Raw genomic sequence first — 16376 nt, forward strand, 5'->3', positions numbered from 1 at the left:
TAGGATGACCACCATGAACCGATCAGCCGCCAGAATCGTCCGCGAATATGGGCCCTTTGCGGGCGTCGACAAAGTGCACGGCGTCACCTACGACGGCCGCCAGGTGTGGATCGCGACCGGCGAACGGCTCGACGCGATCGATCCGGCGAGCGGCGCCACGCTGCGCTCCCTGCCGGTCGAGGCCGACGCGGGCACCGCGTTCGACGGCCAGCATCTGTACCAGATCGCGCACGGCCGCATCCAGAAACTCGATCCGCTCACCGGCCAGGTACTCGCGACGATTCCCGCGCCGGGCAACGGCGGCGACTCGGGGCTCACGTGGGCGGAAGGCTCGCTGTGGGTTGGTCAGTACCCCGAACGGAAAATCTATCAACTCGATCCCGAAACCGGCGCGGTGCTGCGCACGATCGAATCGGATCGCTTCGTGACCGGCATCACGTGGGTCGATGGCGAGCTGTGGCACGGCACCTGGGAAGGCGATGAGAGCGAGCTGCGGCACATCGATCCGCGCAGCGGCGAAGTGCTGGAAAGCGTCGCCATGCCGGCGGGGACGGGCATCTCGGGACTCGAATCGGACGGCGCGCAGCTGTTCTTCTGCGGAGGCGGCGGCAGCGGCCTCGTGCGGGCGGTGCAGCGGCCCGCGCGGGACCCTTACCCGGTCGAAACCGTCCCGAGCCCCGTGCTCAAAAAATAAATCGCCAGAAAATAAAGCAGCACATACAGCGCATACGTCTGCCCATTGCCGCTATAAACCCGCCGGATCCGCGCGGCGGCAAGCAGCGCGAAATGCGACGCGCCGCGCCAGAACATCTGCGCGAACGGCGGCACCGTGCGGCTCAGCATCGGCCGATAGAAGTGATAGAAATCGGGCGCGTCGGCCGCGTTGCCGCGCCGGCTGCGGTAGTACCACACGCCGAGCCCGAACACGAGCGCCGCGACGATCAGCACGACGATCACGACCGGCGTCGGATTCCAGAAGCCGTAGATGCTTTCGAGCGACATCCCACCCCACACCAGCGTTTTGGCGAACTGCGGATCGATCGCGGCCGAGACCGGCTCGATCAGCAGCTTCGGGAAGAACGACAGAATCAGGATGCCGAGCACCAGCAGGAACTGCGGCACCAGCAGCGCCAGCGGCGCTTCGCGCACCGGCTCGCGCTGCGGCGGCCACGGCTGCAAAAAAATCCCGTTGACGAAGCGCGTCATGTACAGAAAACCCGCGCAGGTCGCGATCAGCCCGCAGATCGCGACGCCGTACCAGCCCTTGTCGGTCATCGCGCTGAGCAGCAGCCACTTGCCGCCGAAGCCCATCAGCGGCGGCAGACCGGACATCGACACCAGCGCGATCACGACCATCGCGAACGTGAACGGCATCTCGCGCGCGAGGCCGCCGACATCGGCGAAGTTGCGCGTGCCGGTGCGCAGAATCACGCCGGCCAGCGCGAGAAACAGAATGCCCTTCACCAGCATGTGATTGGCGACCAGATACAGCGCGGTGACCCAGCCGAGATGGCTCATCAGGCCGATCGCGGTCACGATGTAGCCGATCTGGCTCATGCTGGAGAGCGCCAGCAGCCGTTTGAAGTCGTTCTGCCGCAATGCCATCAGCGCGCCGGCGAGGGTCGTCAGCATCCCTATCCATGTCATCGCGTGCGCGAGTTCGAGGCCGACTTCCGAGCGGATCGTCAGATAGGTGCCGACCAGCAGGCCGAACACCGCGACCTTGCTGACCACCGACGACAGCATCGCGGTCACGTCGTCTTCGGCCTCGGTATACGCGCCCGGCAGCCACACGTGCACGCCGATCGCGCCGGCCTTGATCAGGAAGCCGGCCGCCAGCAGCACGAATGCGCGGTTCGCCTCCGGTCCCGCGTGAATCAGCGCGGCGAGCTGGATGCTGCCGTCGATCGCGGCGACGCTCGCGAAGCCCGCCAGCAGGAAGAACGCGGACAGCAGCGAGAACAGCAGGAAGGTCAGCACGTGCGGTCCCGCGCGCCGGCATTTGGCGATCAGGAAGCACGACGACAGAGTGATGATTTCCCAGCTATAGAAGAATTCGAGCGTCGTCGTTGAGCGCAGCAGCGCCGGAATCGACAGCGCCAGCACGACCAGCATCGGATAGAAGCCTTCGCGCGGGTCGTCGCGATACAGGCTCGCCGCGGTGATCACGAGGCTGCCGGCCAGCAGCAGCCACGCGAACAGTCCGGCGATGCCGCTCGTGCCGGCGGCGAGCAGCGCGCCGATCAGCGCGATCGCGAGCAGTGCGAGCACGCCCTTGGCCCGCCCGGGCAGCCGGTCGGCCGCGTAGAACAGCGCGCCGGCGAGAAGCGGCGAGAAGATCCACAGCGACGCTACGCCCGAGATCAGTGCTGCCAGATAGCCGGCCGCGATCAGCAGCAGCGCGACGCCGAGCAGCGGCAGCAGCGCGAAGACGTCGGGGCGCGCGTGCGCTTCGCGGCTGGACGGCCGCAGCGCGCGCACGAACCAGCGGAACATGTAGCCCGCTTCGAGCAGCGAGCCGGTCAGGATCAGCACGATCCAGTACGGTTTGCCGGCGGCGGTCAGGCGCATCACCAGTTCCCACTTGGCCCAGAAGCCGGGGAACGGCGGCAGCCCCGCGATCGCGACCATGAAGAGCCCGAGCAGGCCGATCAGCAGCGGGTTGCGCGCCAGCACCGCGCGCGGATCGCGGTGGTAGCGCTGCACCACGCCGGCCAGCCAGAAGAGCCCCGCCTTCGCGAACAGATGGTTGATGAACAGGCCACCGACCACCAGCGGAATCGCCACTTCCGCGCCGATCTGGCGCAGCAGCGCGAGCGCGAGCATCAGCAGCGCCATCTGCCCGATCGACGAATAGCCGAGCACGCGCTGCGGCTTCGATTGTTTCAACGCGAGCAGGTTCGAGAACAGGAAGGTCGCGCCGCCCGATACGGCCAGCAGCGTCAGCTGGCCGTCGAATAGCGGCAGCAGCTTCAGCAGCGCGAAAAACACCCCCGCCGACACGCCGACCGACACCATCGCGGCGACGCCGCTCGGCATCGTCTCGTAGACGTCGAGGCCCCAGCCGTTGGCCGGAAACGGCTTCAGCTCGATCACGAGACTCGCGAACACCAGCAGCACCGCGGTGGTGCCGATCGGGCCGCCCAGCTCGCCGCGCATCGACAGCAACTGGTCGATGTTCAGCGTGCCGCTCACGTAATACAGCAGCACCGCGCCGAGCAGGAAGAACGTCGATGCGATCACGGTCGCGATGATGTACTTGAACCCGGCCGCGAGCGCGGCGGGCTTGCGCTCGAGCCCGAACAGCCCATACGTGGCGATCGAGACGATCTCGAGAAACACGAACAGGTTGAACAGGTCGCGGGTCATCACCATCCCGTCGATGCCCATCACGAGGATCAGATACAGCAGCAGCGCCGCGTAATTGCCGCGCAGCCGGTCCCACAGATGCAGCGCGCCGAGCAGCGCAACCACGTTGACGCTGAACGTGAAGAACGCTTCCCACGGACCGAAGCGCAGATTGATCGAGACCGGCGGCAGCGCGCCGGCGGTCAGCACTTCGATCGTGTCGCCGCCGGCGATCAGTCCATAGAACGACACGCCGCTGACCAGCACGATGCCGGCGAGCGCGACGAAAAAACCGAGTGTGAGCCACGGCTTGCCGAGCCGGTACAGCAGCGGAATGACGAAGCCGCCGCCGAGCCCGAGAATGAAGATATGCAGCGGATGAAAGAGCGCGGCTACCATTTCGACTCGGTGAAGGCGTCGATGGAGAGGGTCTTTTTGGCGGCGTACAGGCGGATCGCGAACGACAGCATGATCGCGGTGACCGACAGCCCGATCACGATCGCGGTGACCACCAGAGCCGACGGGATCGGGTCGATCGCGCGATGAAGGGCGGCGCTTTTGCCGAGCGCGGCGTCGATGATCGGCGCGGTGCCGCCGGTGATGTAGCCCGTCGCGACCATCACGATGTGCAGCCCGGTGTCGAACACCGCGAAGCCGATGATGATGCGCAGAATATTGCGGTGGGTCAGCATCCCCCACAGGCCGATCAGCGACAGACAGAAGCCGGTGATCAGCAGGATCGTCGAAACCGGCAGGCCGGTGCTCATGGGCGGTTCTCCTGTTGTCAGCTTCTGAACCGGTCGATGATGACGCTCAGTTCCGCGCCGACCTTGATCCCGAGCAGCGCGGAAATCAGCGGAATCGCGCCGGCGCTGAAGAACGCGCCCAACTCGCCGCGCGGCAAAAAGCGCGCGTCGAGAAAACCGCCCGCCAGCACCAACCCGAGAATGCCGATACACACATAGAGCACGCCGGCGAGCGACTCGACCACGCTCAGCAGCGCGACGTTCAGCGTCGAGCGGGGCCGCGCGAGCAGCATCAGCATCACCGCCGACGCGACGATCGCGCCGCCCTGGAAGCCGCCGCCCGCGGACAGATGGCCGTTGACGATCACATAGGCGCCGAATGTGAAGATCATCGGCAGCAGCACCTGCTTGCCGGTATGGACGATTTCGCCGGCCGGGCGGCGCGCGGGCGTGGGCGTGGGCGTTGGGTCGTCCAGCGGGGCGGCGGCGCTCGCGCTGCTTTCCTCTTTCAGCAGCACGCCGACGCTCGCCGCGACCATGAACAGCACCGCCACTTCGCCGAGCGTGTCGAAGCCGCGATAGGTGATCAGGATCGCGGTCACGATGTTCGGCGCGCCGAGATCGAGCGGCCCCCGGAGCACGTAGTACTCGGCGAGCGGCCGCAGCGCCTGCAGTTCGGCATAGCCGCCGACCAGCCGCCAGAACACCACCGCGAACAGCAGCACCGTCAATAGAGCGGCCGCGCGACGCATCATGATTGGCTCTCCCGAGCGTCGCGCTCCTGTTCGTCGGCGAGCGCGTCGACCACGGTGGACGCGCTCATCGGCGTACGAATCAGCCACGCCGCGCGCGACAACGCATGCGAGGACACCGGATTGGTCACCAGCACGAAATAGATCAGCAGGATCAGCCGGAAGGTCCAGCTCGGGTGATAGAACGCGAGGCCGATCAGCACCAGCATGTTGCCGAGCGTCGACGCCTTGGTGCCGGCCTGGATGCGGGTGTACGCGTCCGGCATGCGCAGCAGGCCGAGGCCGGCGGAGAACAGAAAGACCGCGCCCACCAGAATGAAGCTGCTGCCGATCAGTTCGAGCATGCGCTAGCCCTTCTGGTAACCGGTTTTGCGGATTGCGTACAGAAAGATGAAGGTCGCCAGTCCCGAGCCGATCGCGGCCTCCGCCATCGCGACGTCGGGCGCGGCCAGCAGCAGGAACGCGACCGCGGCGAACAGGCTCGCGAGTCCCGAGCTGACCATCGCGGCCAGCAGATTTTTCAGGAATATCGCGAGAATGCCGCTCACGAGGATGCTCGCGCACATCAGCAGCAGGAGCAGTTCGAGCATCGCTCACAGCCCCCGTTCGAGAAAGCGCGCGACCGCCAGCACCGCGAGAAAGCTAAGCAGTCCGTACACCAGCGCGACGTCGATATAGACGAAACGGCCGGAGATCTGCGCGTACAGCGCGATCAGGGACAGCGAGATGACCGTCAGCATGTCGATCGCGACGATGCGGTCGACGACGGTCTTGCCGAGCACGAGCCGGATCACGCCGAACAGAATCGCGAGGAAGATTAGCGCGGCGGCGATCCGGAGCATGATCTCAGCCAAAGACTTTCTCCAGATGCTTTTCGAACGGGGCGACGAGCGCTTCGGTGGCGGCGTCGATATCGGTGGTTTTGACGTCGAGCCAGTGGATGAACAGCACGTCGTCGCGAATGTCCATCACCAGCGAACCGGGCGTGAGCGCGATCGAATTGGTGAGCGCGAGGCGCCCGAGCGGCGTTTGCAGGCGGGTGCGCACCTTGACGATGCCCGGCTTGATGTTGAGGTGCGGCGAGTACACGTACGCCATCATGTTCAGATTGGCGCGCACGAGTTCGACGACGAACGCGCCGCTATAGGCGACGAAATGATAAAGCGCGCGGGGCGTTAAACGCAGGCGCTGCCAGGCTTCGCTGGATGATGCGAACGCGTGGGCTATGACGAAGGTGATCACGAGGCCGACCAGCGCGGGTTCGATCGCGAGCGACGCATTGGCGATCAGCCAGATCACGTACAGTACGACCCAAAGGCCGAAGAGTCCCGGGGGGAGCAAAGATGACACTGGTTTTCCGTGGTTTGAAGCCATGTCATCTTTTCCGGAAAGAGGCCGTGCGGAAAATTCTAAGTGACAACTTATGGCAAATCAACCGGCGGGACGCTGTTTATCACGGATTACGCGGAAGATGTAAACACGCTGCCTGAATAAAGAGAAAATCGTGGGAATTAAAACACCCCGCGCGTGGTTCGAGACGACGGGCCGGGAGGGGCGCTGAGCGATGGTTTGCTTGGTGCCAGGCGCGGATGTGTCGTGTTCGAATGGCAGCTCGCCTGCTAATGCGGCGCGTCGAATGGAGTTAGGTTCTCATTGGCAATGGCACTGTAAATCGCGATTAAATGAAGTCAAAAAAAGCGCCCTGTTTACCTCGATTTATTCTGGCGATTTGCCGGCACAGCGAAAAGCCACTTTCCACTTTCGACAAGTGAGCGCCGACGGCTCGCAGCGACCTGAATGACTGCCGCGACGAACGCGCGTCCCGCTCCTATGTGCACGACGCATGAATTGATTTTTTTAATGAATTTGTGCGGACGCACGGAACACGGTCGAATGTCGGGTTTCGCGCGCGGAGCGCGCGACCCGGATCATTCATCAGAAGAGTAAAGGAGTATCCATGAAAGCCATGCTTGCAACCCTGACGATTGCGCTGCTCGCCGCCGCGTCCGGCAGCGCAATCGCCAAGGAATGGTCGACCGTGAAGTTCGGCGTCGACGCGAGCTATCCGCCGTTCGAATCGAAAGCCGCCGACGGCAAACTGGTCGGCTTCGACATCGATCTCGGCAATGAGATTTGCCGGCGCCTGAACGCGAAATGCGTGTGGGTCGAAAATTCGTTCGACGGCATGATTCCCGCGCTGAAAGGGCGCAAATTCGACGGCGTGCTGTCGACGATGTCGATGACGCCCGCGCGTCAGACGCAGATCGCGTTCTCGTCGAAGGTGTTCCGGATTCCGACCCGGCTGGTGGCGAAGCAGGGCGCGGCGATCGAGCCGACGCCCGCGGCGCTGAAGGGCAAGCGGATCGGCGTCGAGCAGGGCTCGATTCAGGAAACCTATGCGAAGACCTACTGGGAGCCGGCCGGTGCGGTGATCGTGCCGTATCAGGACCAGGATCTGGTCTATTCGGATCTGCTGGCCGGGCGCATCGATGCATCGTTGCAGAACGCGGTGCAGGCCGAGATCGGTTTCCTGCGCACCGCGCGCGGCAAGGATTTCGCGTTTGCCGGCCAGCCGCTGTACGACGCGAAAACGCTCGGCAGCGGGACCGCGATCGGTCTGCGCAAGGAAGATACCGAGCTGCAAGCGAAAATCGACAAGGCCATCGCCGATATGCGTGCGGACGGCACCTACGAGCGCATCGCGAAGAAATATTTCGACTTCGACGTATACGGGCAGTAACGGCGGTTCGGCCACGACCGGCCGCAATCGGCCGCACCCGGCCCCGGCCTGGCGCTCGCGCGGGCCGACATCTACACTTGACTGATACCCGTTCGAAGCCGCAGCCGCAGCCGTGCTGCGCCCGCCGGCGCGGCCCGCAGCGAGGAGGCACCGACATGCACGGCTATCAGATCACCTTTTTTACCCAACAGGCGCGCAGCCATCACGGCAAGCCGCTCGCGGACTGGCTCGTGCGTCTGGCGAGCGAACTCGATCTGAGCGGCGCGACCGTGATTCCAGCGTGCGAGGGCGTCGGCCGTCATCACCGGATTCATTCCGCGCACTTCTTCGAACTCGCGGATCAGCCGCTGTCGGTCGTAATGGTGGTGACCAACGACGAAGCGCGCCGCCTGTTCGAACGGCTGCGAGCCGAGCGGCTGCAGCTGTTCTACGTGAAGACGGCGGCCGAGTTCGGGGTCGTCGGCGAAGACGAGCCGCGCGACGACGCGGACAGCGTCAACATTGCGCGCGACTAGCGGGTGACGAGCGGGTGACCAGCGCGTCATCAACGCGCAACCCGCAACCCGCAACCCGCGTGCGACGGGAACCTCAAACCGCCCATTCACGCGACGAAGTCAGCCGCCATATCCGCGTCGGTGCGTGCTTCGAGCCGGCCGCTGCGGCACGCGTCGCGGAATCGTTCGTAATCCTGCTCGACCTGGTCCGCGTACGCGCGCGAGTACAGCACCAGCGCTTCGGTCATCTGTTCGCCATTGCCGAGATAGCCGTCGATCTCGGTCGCGACGCCGCCCGCTTTCGCGTGGGCACGCGCGAGGACCCAGCCGCACACCGCCGCGTATTGCCTGAAGGTCTCCTTCGCGAACAGCTCGAGGGTCGCGGAGATCTTCATGTCGCGCAGCTGGCGGCCGTAGATCGCGCGCCCGAACGGGCCGGTGGTCCAGCCGAGGAACGGATCGCTCGCGCCCTGCATCAGCCGCTGTCCGTCGACCACGCGCTGCCCTTGGTGCTTCGGCCCGCGCGCCTTGAAGAAGCGCGACACGACCGAAGTCGACGCCTCCTTGAACTGGATGAACAACGGCTTCTCGTGCTGATCGACCATCAGCAGAATCAGGCAGCGCGTGCCGACGCTGCCGACCCCGACTACCTTGAACGCCATGTCGTGCATCGTGAAGTGATCGAGCAGCGTACGGCGCACCGTGCCGAGCGATCTCAGATAGCTGTCGTAGAGCGGCTGCATCAACGTGCGCCAGTCGCCGAGGCCGAGCCAGTCGTCGTCGTGCGTAAACAGCGTGTTTTTGCCGTGCACGTGGAACACGGTCGGCGGCGCGTCGCGAATCTGCCAGATCCCTTCGCGGCGGCTCGCAAGCTTGGGCAGGATCGTTTCGTGAGTGCGGCGCGACGCGCGCGAGATGCCGTCGCGGATCCGGCTGCGTGCATCGGCGGTCGGCGACAGCTCTTCAAGACGCGCGAACGTGATCAGCTCGCACCACAGTTCGAGCGGACTCATCTGCGAGTACTCGGCGGTCCAGTGCTGATAGCTCATCACCGCCTCCGCGACGACGTCGTCGGCGAGCCGGTCGCCGTGGCCGAGATGCCGTACGGCGATGTAGAGACTCGCGGTCAGGCGCTTGAGATCCCACTCCCACGGCCCGATCGCGGTTTCGTCGAAGTCGTTGATGTCGAACACGAGCGAGCGCTCGGGCGTCGCGAAGCCGCCGAAATTCATCAGATGGCAATCGCCGCAGATCTGGAAATGAAAGCCGCTGTTCGCAGTGGCCGCGAGATCGTGGGCCTGAATGATCGCGCTGCCGCGAAAGAAAGTGAACGGCGACGCGAGCATGCGGCCGTAGCGCAGCGGCACCAGCGTCGAGACGCGGCCGTGGCTGCTTTCGCGCAGCAGCCGTACCGGATCGCGATCGACGTTGCCGATCGCGGCATGGGCGCTGCGAGGGGTGTTCTTACGGGCGGAGCGGCCGTGCGCGCTGCGATCGGCGAGTGTTTCGGGTGGCGTCATCGTTTGCCTCTTGGCAATGCGGCGTTATTCAATTCGTTTGACTTACGACGTTTGACTCACTACGCAAAACCTTGCCTGCACGGGCGCCGGCGGGGCGCGTGCCGTGTTTGTTGGCAACTCTAGCGTGTCCGTGCGCTTATTGCCATAGTGCGGCGCGCGTGACGTGCGAGGCTGTCATACCGGGGCAAAAGCCGGCACAGGGCGGGGCGCGTCGGCGTGGGTACGCACGTTGGAGCGTGGGTGCGTGGCGAGCGGCGCGGGACGCATCGGCGCATGGGCACGCTCGATGCTCGATTTCATCGGTGTAAGCAGACAACCGAAGGAGAGCGAATCATGCGACAGAGAGTGGCAACGCTGATCGCGCTGGGGGCGCTTGTGTCGATCGCGGGCGTGTCCGGCTGCAAGCGCGCGGACGATAACGGCCAGCAGCCGCTGAGCCAGGGCAGCAGCGGCGTGATGAGCAATTCGGCGAGTGCGAGGGGCACGCCGGGCGATAGCGATGCGGCCAATCGCGCGAACGCTCAGGCCAGTGCGGCGGCCAGCGCGACGCCGGCGGTCAGCGGCGCCGCGGCCGTTCACAGTACGCCCGCGAGCGGCGCGTCAGCGACACAGTAAGACGGAACGGCTCAGTCCGACTGCGTCGAAACCGCGAAGGCTACTTCGGCGCCGCCTGCTGATCCTGCACATTGACCATCCACGGCACGCCGAAGCGGTCGGTCAGCATGCCGAAGCCGCTGGTCCAGAAGGTCTGCTGGAACGGCATCATCACTTGCCCGCCGTCGGCCAGCGCATTGAAATATTTCTCGCCGGCCGCGTGATCTTCGACGGTGACCGACAGGCTGAAGCCCGCATGCACCGCTTTGCCGCCCTCGCCGCAATCGCCATCCGACATCAGCAGGTGCGTAGTTCCGACGACGAGCGTCGCATGCATGATCTTGTCCGCGTGTTCGGGGGGCACCGGCTGCGCCGGATTCGGCGGCGCGTCCTTCATGCGCAACTTCATCAGCTCCTGGGCGCCGAGTGCCGCGCGATAGAACGCAATGGCTTCCTCACAACGGCCATTGAAGAAAAGATAGGGTTGGATTTCCATGCTGATCTCCGGGAACGGGGGCGAAGAAAAGACGGACGGATGACCGCCGGGCGGCGCATGAGCGGCCGCCGACGCCGGCTGATTCTAGCAGCGTGACATGGCGGGCGCATTACATTCAGAACTCCGATCTATTGTCGCGCCCGCAAGCCAGCCGCCCGCGTGAATCGGCCGATCGCGTTTCCCTGAAGGCGTCGTCCAGCTACAGCTTCGGCAGCCCCGGCTGCGGCCGCGCGAACGCGTAGCCCTGCGCCCAGGCCCGCGGGATCGCGGCGACCCACGCGGCCTGCTCAGGCGTTTCGACGCCTTCGATGATCGCCTGCGTGCCCAGGCCTTCGAGAATGCGTAACGCGCCGAGCATGATCTCGGTGGCCGAGCCCACGGCCGGCACGTGCTGCAGCAGTTCGCGTGCGAGCTTGACCGCGTCCACTTCGGTGCGGGTGAGGTCCAGCAGGCTCCATGAGCCGCATCCGAAATCGTCGATCGCGATCCGGAAGCCGAGCGCACGCAGCCGGCGGATTTCTTCGACGAGGCCGTCGCACAGCGGCTGCGGTTCGGTTTCGAGCAACTCGATCAGCAACGCTTCGGGCGCATGGCCGCGCGCGAGATAGCGGCTTTCGAGCAACTGGCGGAGCTTGCCGCCGAGCAGTTGCGACGGATAGACATTGAACGACACGAAGCCGTTGCGGCGCGTTCCCGGCGACGCGCTGAGATCGGCGGCGATTTGCGCTACGACGAACGCGGTGGCCTCCCACGCGATCTCGCGGTCCTGCTCGAGTGTCTGAATGAACGCGCCGGGCCGCAGCCAACCACGCACCGGATGGTGCCAGCGCAACAGCGCTTCGGCCCCGACCGCCGAGGCGCCGCGCGCATCGACGACAGGCTGGTAAGCGAGCGTGAATTCGCGGTTGGCGAGGCCTTCCAGTACGCGGTTGCGCTGCCGCAACGACGGGGTGGAGGCGAGCTCGCCGCTGCGCAATGACGGGGTGGGGCGCGCAAGCTCCCGCAAGATGTTGAGGTCCACGCTCGTTGGTCGTTGAGATTGAATCGGACGTTTTGCGTCGCAAGCGCAACGCGGCGAGAGGGAGTCGTGACGCGCTGCGGAAAATCGCGCAATTGTCCGCGGACCGGTGCTGCGGGCCTATATGACAGGTCCTAAAAGGGTAGCGGGCAGAAGGGATTTAATTGTTAAATCGAGCGTATGTTTGATTATTCCACAGTGCGAAAAAAGGCAGTTCGGATTTCGAATCGTCTTATCCGTGCAAAGCTCATATGCGAAATGAGTGGTAAAGCGGGGGTTGCATGGAGTAAATGCCGTCTTAACAATATTGATCCTTTTTCACGTGCACAGGAAAGCATTCTTCAATGCGGACACGTACGCGTATGTGTAAATAAGAAGGCGGCGCGATTGCGTTTCGCAGCCAATGCCAGGATCCACATAGTGTTGCAACTACGAAAACGGATATTCACGCCGACAGCGATGCGCTATTCTTTTCAGCGTGTCGATAATTCAAATGCGGCGATAGGATAAAAACATCTGAAAATCAACCCAAAAAATAGTGCGATGTCCTATCAACTTGCATAGGGGATAGTCGTGAATCGAGCCTATCGCAGTATCTGGAATGACGCGTTGGGTAGTTGGGTTGCCGTATCGGAGTTGGTTTCATCGCACTCGAAGCGGGGCGGGCGTTCCCGGCAGCGCGCGGCGCATATGCCGGATGCGCCCGACCGAGGCGCGCAATACGCCGCGTTTCGAAAACCGCTTGCCGAACATTATGGCTGCGGCCGGCCTTTACGCTCGCTATTGTTCGCGCAAGCCTCGAGTATGGCGTTTATGTCCGCGGCATTCGCGCAGGTGACCATTCCGGCCGGAACCGATATCGCCACCTATCTGAATAGCGGCACGAACTGGAGCGCGACCAACTACCAGTTCAACATCGGCGCGAATGCCACCTGGAATGCCGCCATCACCGTGAATACCGCCGCGCATTCGACGCTGTCTCTTGACGGTGCCGGCAATACGATCACGCGCACCACTAGTAACCTCATTACGTACAACAGCTCGAGTATCGATCAGAATTCGGTCACGCTGTCGAACATCAATTTCGGGCAAACCGCCAATTCCGGAACCGCGCTTTTCTATAACACCGGGGGAGCGCGGACCTCGAATCTGTTTCTGAACAACGTAACGTTCAACGGGCTGCAGGGTGCATTCGGCAATATTTTTTATATGAGCGGCACGACCGGCAGCACGTTCATGAATATCACCGCCGGCACCGGTGCGAACGGCGTGACGTTCTCTAACAATGTGTCTTCCGGCGACGGCGCCGGGGTGATTTCGATGTACGCCGGCAACATGAATTTCTACGGCGATTACACGTTCAGCGGCAACCGGACCACCAATTATGGTGGCGCGATCTCGATGTACCAGAGCCCGGGCGTGATGACCTTTTACGGCACGACCGCTTTCAACAGCAATTATTCGACCACCTATTTCGGCGGCGCGATCGATATCTGGGGCGGCGCGTCGACGCTGACCTTCAATGGCGTCAGCACGTTTACCGGCAACTACGTGAACACGACCGCCACGGGATCGGGCAACCCGCGCGGCGGCGCGATCAACATCGGCTATACGAGTCCGGGCAGCGGCGCGTCGGTCGTGCAATTCAACGCCCCGGTCACGTTCGACAGCAATTACATCGTCTCGACCGGCTCAGGCGGGATTGCCTATGGCGGTGGGATCAGCGCGTTCGGCAACGGCGCGTCCTACAACTATCAATACATTTTCAACGCCGCCGCGGTCTTCGAAAACAACTACGTCGTGAAGGCGGGCACCGGAAGCGGGGGCGGCTACGGCGGCGCGATCTACTACGACGCGTCAGGCGCGCTGGTCAGCCTCACATCGGGCACGCAGTTTCTGAACAACTATGCATCGACCAGCGGCGGCGCGATCTACCTGCAGTCCGGCACGATCACGATGAGCGCGCTGACCGACAACATCCTGTTTCAGGGTAACCGGCAGGGCGCGACCTTCGGCACGTCGGGCAACTACGCGCCGGTGATCGGCACCGGTACGCCAAATGGGATCTACCTGGGCTCGTCGGGCAGTCTGAATCTGAACGCGAATGCCGGCTACCAGATCCAGTTTTACGATCCCGTCTCGTCGATTGCGGGCTCGACGGTGACCGTGACGAAGGCCGGCAATGGTGAGGCGATTTTTTATGGCGATAACGGCGCCACGACCAATTACGACTCGACGATCCAGGCGAACACCACGGTCAGCGGCGGCTATTTCACGTTGGCCGACGGCGTCAATTACGGCAATACGTCGGGCGGCGTGTTCACGGTGACAACCGACAGCGCCGCCGGCACTGCCGGCACGGTGCGCGGCAGCGGCGGCTCGAGCCTGCGCGGGTTGACCTTCACCGTGCAGAGCGGCGGCACGGTGGAGGTCACCGACGGCACCTTCACCGTCAACGTCGGCACGATCAACGTGCAAAGCGGCGGACAGTTCGCGGGCAACGGCACGCTGGCGGCAACCAGCAACATCAACCTCGCGGGTACGACGATCGCGAACGTGAATGCGGGCGAGACGCTCAATATCAGCGGGCTGCTCGCGAACACCGGCGGAATCACCGTGCAGGGAGGCGGCACGCTCGCGCTATCGAACGCGGGCAATACGTATACCGGCGCGACCACGGTGAGCGCCGGTTCGAGGCTGCTCGGCGGCGTCGCGAATGCGTTCGCGACGAGCGGCAGCGTGGCGGTCGACGGCACGCTCGATCTGAGCCAGAACAACCTGAATCAGACCGCGAACAATCTGTCGGGCAGCGGCTCGATCCTGCTCGGTTCGGCGACGCTGACCGCGGTGAACGGCGCGACCAACACGACGTATGCGGGCGCGTTGTCGGGCGCAGGTGTGCTCGATAAAACTGGCACGGGCGCGCTGACGCTGAGCGGTACGGCCAACGACTACAGCGGCGGCACCACGATCGGTGCGGGTACGCTGATCGCGACCAATGGCGCGGCGCTCGGTAGCGGCGCGGTCAGCAACGCGGCGACGCTGCAACTCGATTTCGCGGCGGACAGCACGCTCGCGAATCAGCTGACCGGCGCGGGTACGCTCAATAAAACCAGCACGGGCATCGCGACGCTGACCGGTTTGAATTCGACGCAAGGCGCCGTGACGGTCACGGCCGGCACGCTCGCATTCCAGCAGAACGGGGTGTTCGCGATCACCGGCGGCTTGACTACGAGCGGTGGCGCGACCACGCAACTTGGCCCGAATTCGCAACTGACGCTCGGCGGTGTGTTGACACAGGCGGCTGGATCGACGCTGAACGTCGACGTTGGCGCGGGCAACGAGCCGCTGATCACTGCGGCATCGGCATCGCTGAACGGCACGTTGAACATCGCGAGTTTCGCGGGCGCGTTGCCGGCGTCGGCCAGCGTGCTGCCTTCCACGCAATACACGCTGATTCATACGACGGGCGGCATCACTGGCGACTTCAGCGCGTTCACGTTTGTCGGCTACGTGAACCCGGTCGACTATCTGACGCTGGGCGCGCAGCGCAGCGCGGACGGTCTGGACTACAACGCGGGCTTCGGCCTGACCTGGCAGGCGGGCGCGACGCTGGGCAACGGCACGTTCACGCTGACGAACGCGACGGATGCGTTCAATGTCGACGTGGCGCTGGCTGACGAAGCTGCGTCGGCGACCGGCTGGAATGGGACCGATCTGACGAAGGCTGGCGCGGGGACGTTGACGCTGTCCGCACAGAACACGTACACCGGCACGACTGCGGTGAATGGCGGCACGCTTGCGATGGGCATCGCCGATGCGATGGCGGCGAGTTCGGCGGTGACGGTGGCGAGCGGCGCGACGCTCGCGCTGAATGATTTTTCGCAGACGTTGAATGATCTGTCGGGAGCGGGGGCGGTGACGTTGGGTTCATCGGCCGCAACCGTGCTGACTGCCAACAACACTGCGGCTACCACTTTCTCCGGCGCGATCAGCGGTGCGGGCAGTGTGGATAAGACGGGCGCCGGTGCGCTGACGCTTTCGGGGATCAGCAACACTTATAGCGGCGGCACGACGGTCTCCGCCGGCACATTGGTAGCCACGAACGGCAACGCGCTCGGCACCGGCGCCGTCACCAACGACGCGGCGCTACAACTGGACTACGCCGCCGACAGCACGCTGGCCAACACGTTGTCCGGCACCGGTGGCCTGACCAAGACCGGCGCGGGCACCGCCACGTTGACCGCGGCAGGTTCGAGCGAAGGCGCCGTCTCGGTCGACGCGGGCACACTGGCATTCGCTCAAAGCGGCGTGTTCATCGCAGCTAGTTACACGACGCAAAGCGGCGCGACGGCCAGCATCGGCGCTTCGTCGCAACTGGCCACGACCGGCGCGTTCACCGAGGCCGCCGGCTCGACGCTGAACGTCGCCATCGGCTCGAACAGCCCGGCGATCAGCGCCGCGACGGCGAGCCTGGCCGGCACGCTGAACGTGACCGGCTTCACGGCGATCGCGCCGACATCGGCAAGCGCGTTGCCCGGCACGCTGTACACGATCGTGCATACGACCGGCGGCATTACCGGCGACTTCGGCACGATCTCGCTGGGCGGTGCATCGAGCCCGGTCGATTATCTGACGCTGGCCGCGCGTGCGAGCGCGAATGGCCTC

15 protein-coding genes and 1 pseudogene are annotated in these 16376 nt (G+C 64.3%); 6 read left to right on the plus strand and 10 right to left on the minus strand.

Features of this window, described 5'->3' with window-relative positions:
- The first annotated feature begins 13 nt into the window (after positions 1-13).
- Entirely contained in the window at positions 14-694 is a 681-nt protein-coding gene (locus LJ656_RS33790; protein WP_230513778.1) for a Vgb family protein, read from the plus strand.
- Here the strand turns inward: LJ656_RS33790 and LJ656_RS33795 are convergent.
- Genes LJ656_RS33795 through LJ656_RS33825 form a run of 7 tightly spaced genes read right to left on the minus strand, consistent with a single transcriptional unit; the run spans position 652 to position 6196 of the window.
- The gene (locus LJ656_RS33795) at positions 652-3747 is read right to left on the minus strand and encodes a complex I subunit 5 family protein (RefSeq protein WP_230513779.1); all 3096 of its coding nucleotides are present in this window, start codon (positions 3745-3747) and stop codon (positions 652-654) included. The two genes, LJ656_RS33790 and LJ656_RS33795, sit on opposite strands and share 43 nt — an antisense overlap.
- A complete protein-coding gene (locus LJ656_RS33800; protein WP_230513780.1) occupies positions 3741-4115 on the minus strand; it encodes a sodium:proton antiporter in 375 nt (124 codons plus the stop codon). Before LJ656_RS33800 ends, LJ656_RS33795 begins: the two co-directional genes overlap by 7 nt.
- A 17-nt stretch (positions 4116-4132) precedes the next feature.
- Entirely contained in the window at positions 4133-4849 is a 717-nt protein-coding gene (locus LJ656_RS33805) for a Na(+)/H(+) antiporter subunit B (RefSeq protein ID WP_230513781.1), read from the minus strand.
- On the minus strand, positions 4846-5190 hold the full coding sequence (mnhG, locus tag LJ656_RS33810) for a monovalent cation/H(+) antiporter subunit G (RefSeq protein WP_230513129.1): 345 nt from the start codon (positions 5188-5190) through the stop codon (positions 4846-4848). The genes LJ656_RS33805 and mnhG overlap by 4 nt, the downstream gene beginning before the upstream one ends.
- Before the next feature lie 3 nt (positions 5191-5193).
- On the minus strand, positions 5194-5436 hold the full coding sequence (locus tag LJ656_RS33815) for a hydrogenase subunit MbhD domain-containing protein (RefSeq protein WP_075305019.1): 243 nt from the start codon (positions 5434-5436) through the stop codon (positions 5194-5196).
- Between the two features lie 3 nt (positions 5437-5439).
- Positions 5440-5700 carry an MrpF/PhaF family protein gene (locus LJ656_RS33820; protein ID WP_230513782.1) on the minus strand — a complete coding sequence of 87 codons (261 nt, stop codon included), beginning with the start codon at positions 5698-5700 and terminating at the stop codon, positions 5440-5442.
- Complete coding sequence (locus tag LJ656_RS33825) at positions 5693-6196, minus strand: Na+/H+ antiporter subunit E (RefSeq protein WP_230513783.1); 504 nt, start codon at positions 6194-6196, stop codon at positions 5693-5695. The genes LJ656_RS33820 and LJ656_RS33825 overlap by 8 nt, the downstream gene beginning before the upstream one ends.
- Before the next feature lie 607 nt (positions 6197-6803).
- Between LJ656_RS33825 and LJ656_RS33830 the strand changes: the two genes are divergently transcribed.
- Both LJ656_RS33830 and LJ656_RS33835 read left to right on the plus strand, forming a co-directional pair.
- Positions 6804-7586 (plus strand): ABC transporter substrate-binding protein, encoded by a 783-nt coding sequence (locus LJ656_RS33830; RefSeq protein WP_230513784.1) that lies wholly within the window; start codon positions 6804-6806, stop codon positions 7584-7586.
- Between the two features lie 155 nt (positions 7587-7741).
- Positions 7742-8101 (plus strand): DUF190 domain-containing protein, encoded by a 360-nt coding sequence (locus LJ656_RS33835; RefSeq protein ID WP_230513785.1) that lies wholly within the window; start codon positions 7742-7744, stop codon positions 8099-8101.
- Between the two features lie 86 nt (positions 8102-8187).
- Here the strand turns inward: LJ656_RS33835 and LJ656_RS33840 are convergent, their stop codons facing one another.
- Entirely contained in the window at positions 8188-9600 is a 1413-nt protein-coding gene (locus LJ656_RS33840; RefSeq protein WP_230513786.1) for a DUF2252 domain-containing protein, read from the minus strand.
- Positions 9601-9933: 333 nt separating this feature from the next.
- Here LJ656_RS33840 and LJ656_RS33845 point away from each other — a divergent pair, with 333 nt between their 5' ends.
- Positions 9934-10215: a hypothetical protein gene (locus LJ656_RS33845; protein ID WP_230513787.1), complete on the plus strand. Its 282-nt coding sequence runs from the start codon at positions 9934-9936 to the stop codon at positions 10213-10215.
- A gap of 40 nt (positions 10216-10255) precedes the next feature.
- Here the strand turns inward: LJ656_RS33845 and LJ656_RS33850 are convergent, their stop codons facing one another.
- Together LJ656_RS33850 and LJ656_RS33855 are read right to left on the minus strand one after the other, a co-directional pair.
- Positions 10256-10690 carry a VOC family protein gene (locus LJ656_RS33850; RefSeq protein ID WP_230513788.1) on the minus strand — a complete coding sequence of 145 codons (435 nt, stop codon included), beginning with the start codon at positions 10688-10690 and terminating at the stop codon, positions 10256-10258.
- 199 nt (positions 10691-10889) lie between these two features.
- Positions 10890-11711, minus strand: coding sequence for an EAL domain-containing protein (locus LJ656_RS33855; protein WP_230513789.1), 822 nt, complete (start codon positions 11709-11711; stop codon positions 10890-10892).
- Positions 11712-12281: 570 nt separating this feature from the next.
- Between LJ656_RS33855 and LJ656_RS35210 the strand changes: the two are divergent.
- Together LJ656_RS35210 and LJ656_RS33860 are read left to right on the plus strand one after the other, a co-directional pair.
- Positions 12282-12383, plus strand: a pseudogene (locus LJ656_RS35210) (ESPR domain-containing protein); the annotation flags it as partial.
- 138 nt (positions 12384-12521) lie between these two features.
- The coding region (locus tag LJ656_RS33860; protein WP_230513790.1) for a beta strand repeat-containing protein at positions 12522-16376 on the plus strand (3855 nt) is incomplete at its 3' end.

Origin of the sequence: Paraburkholderia sejongensis, from assembly GCF_020880815.1 — a bacterium.
GTDB classification, from domain to species: domain Bacteria; phylum Pseudomonadota; class Gammaproteobacteria; order Burkholderiales; family Burkholderiaceae; genus Paraburkholderia; species Paraburkholderia sejongensis.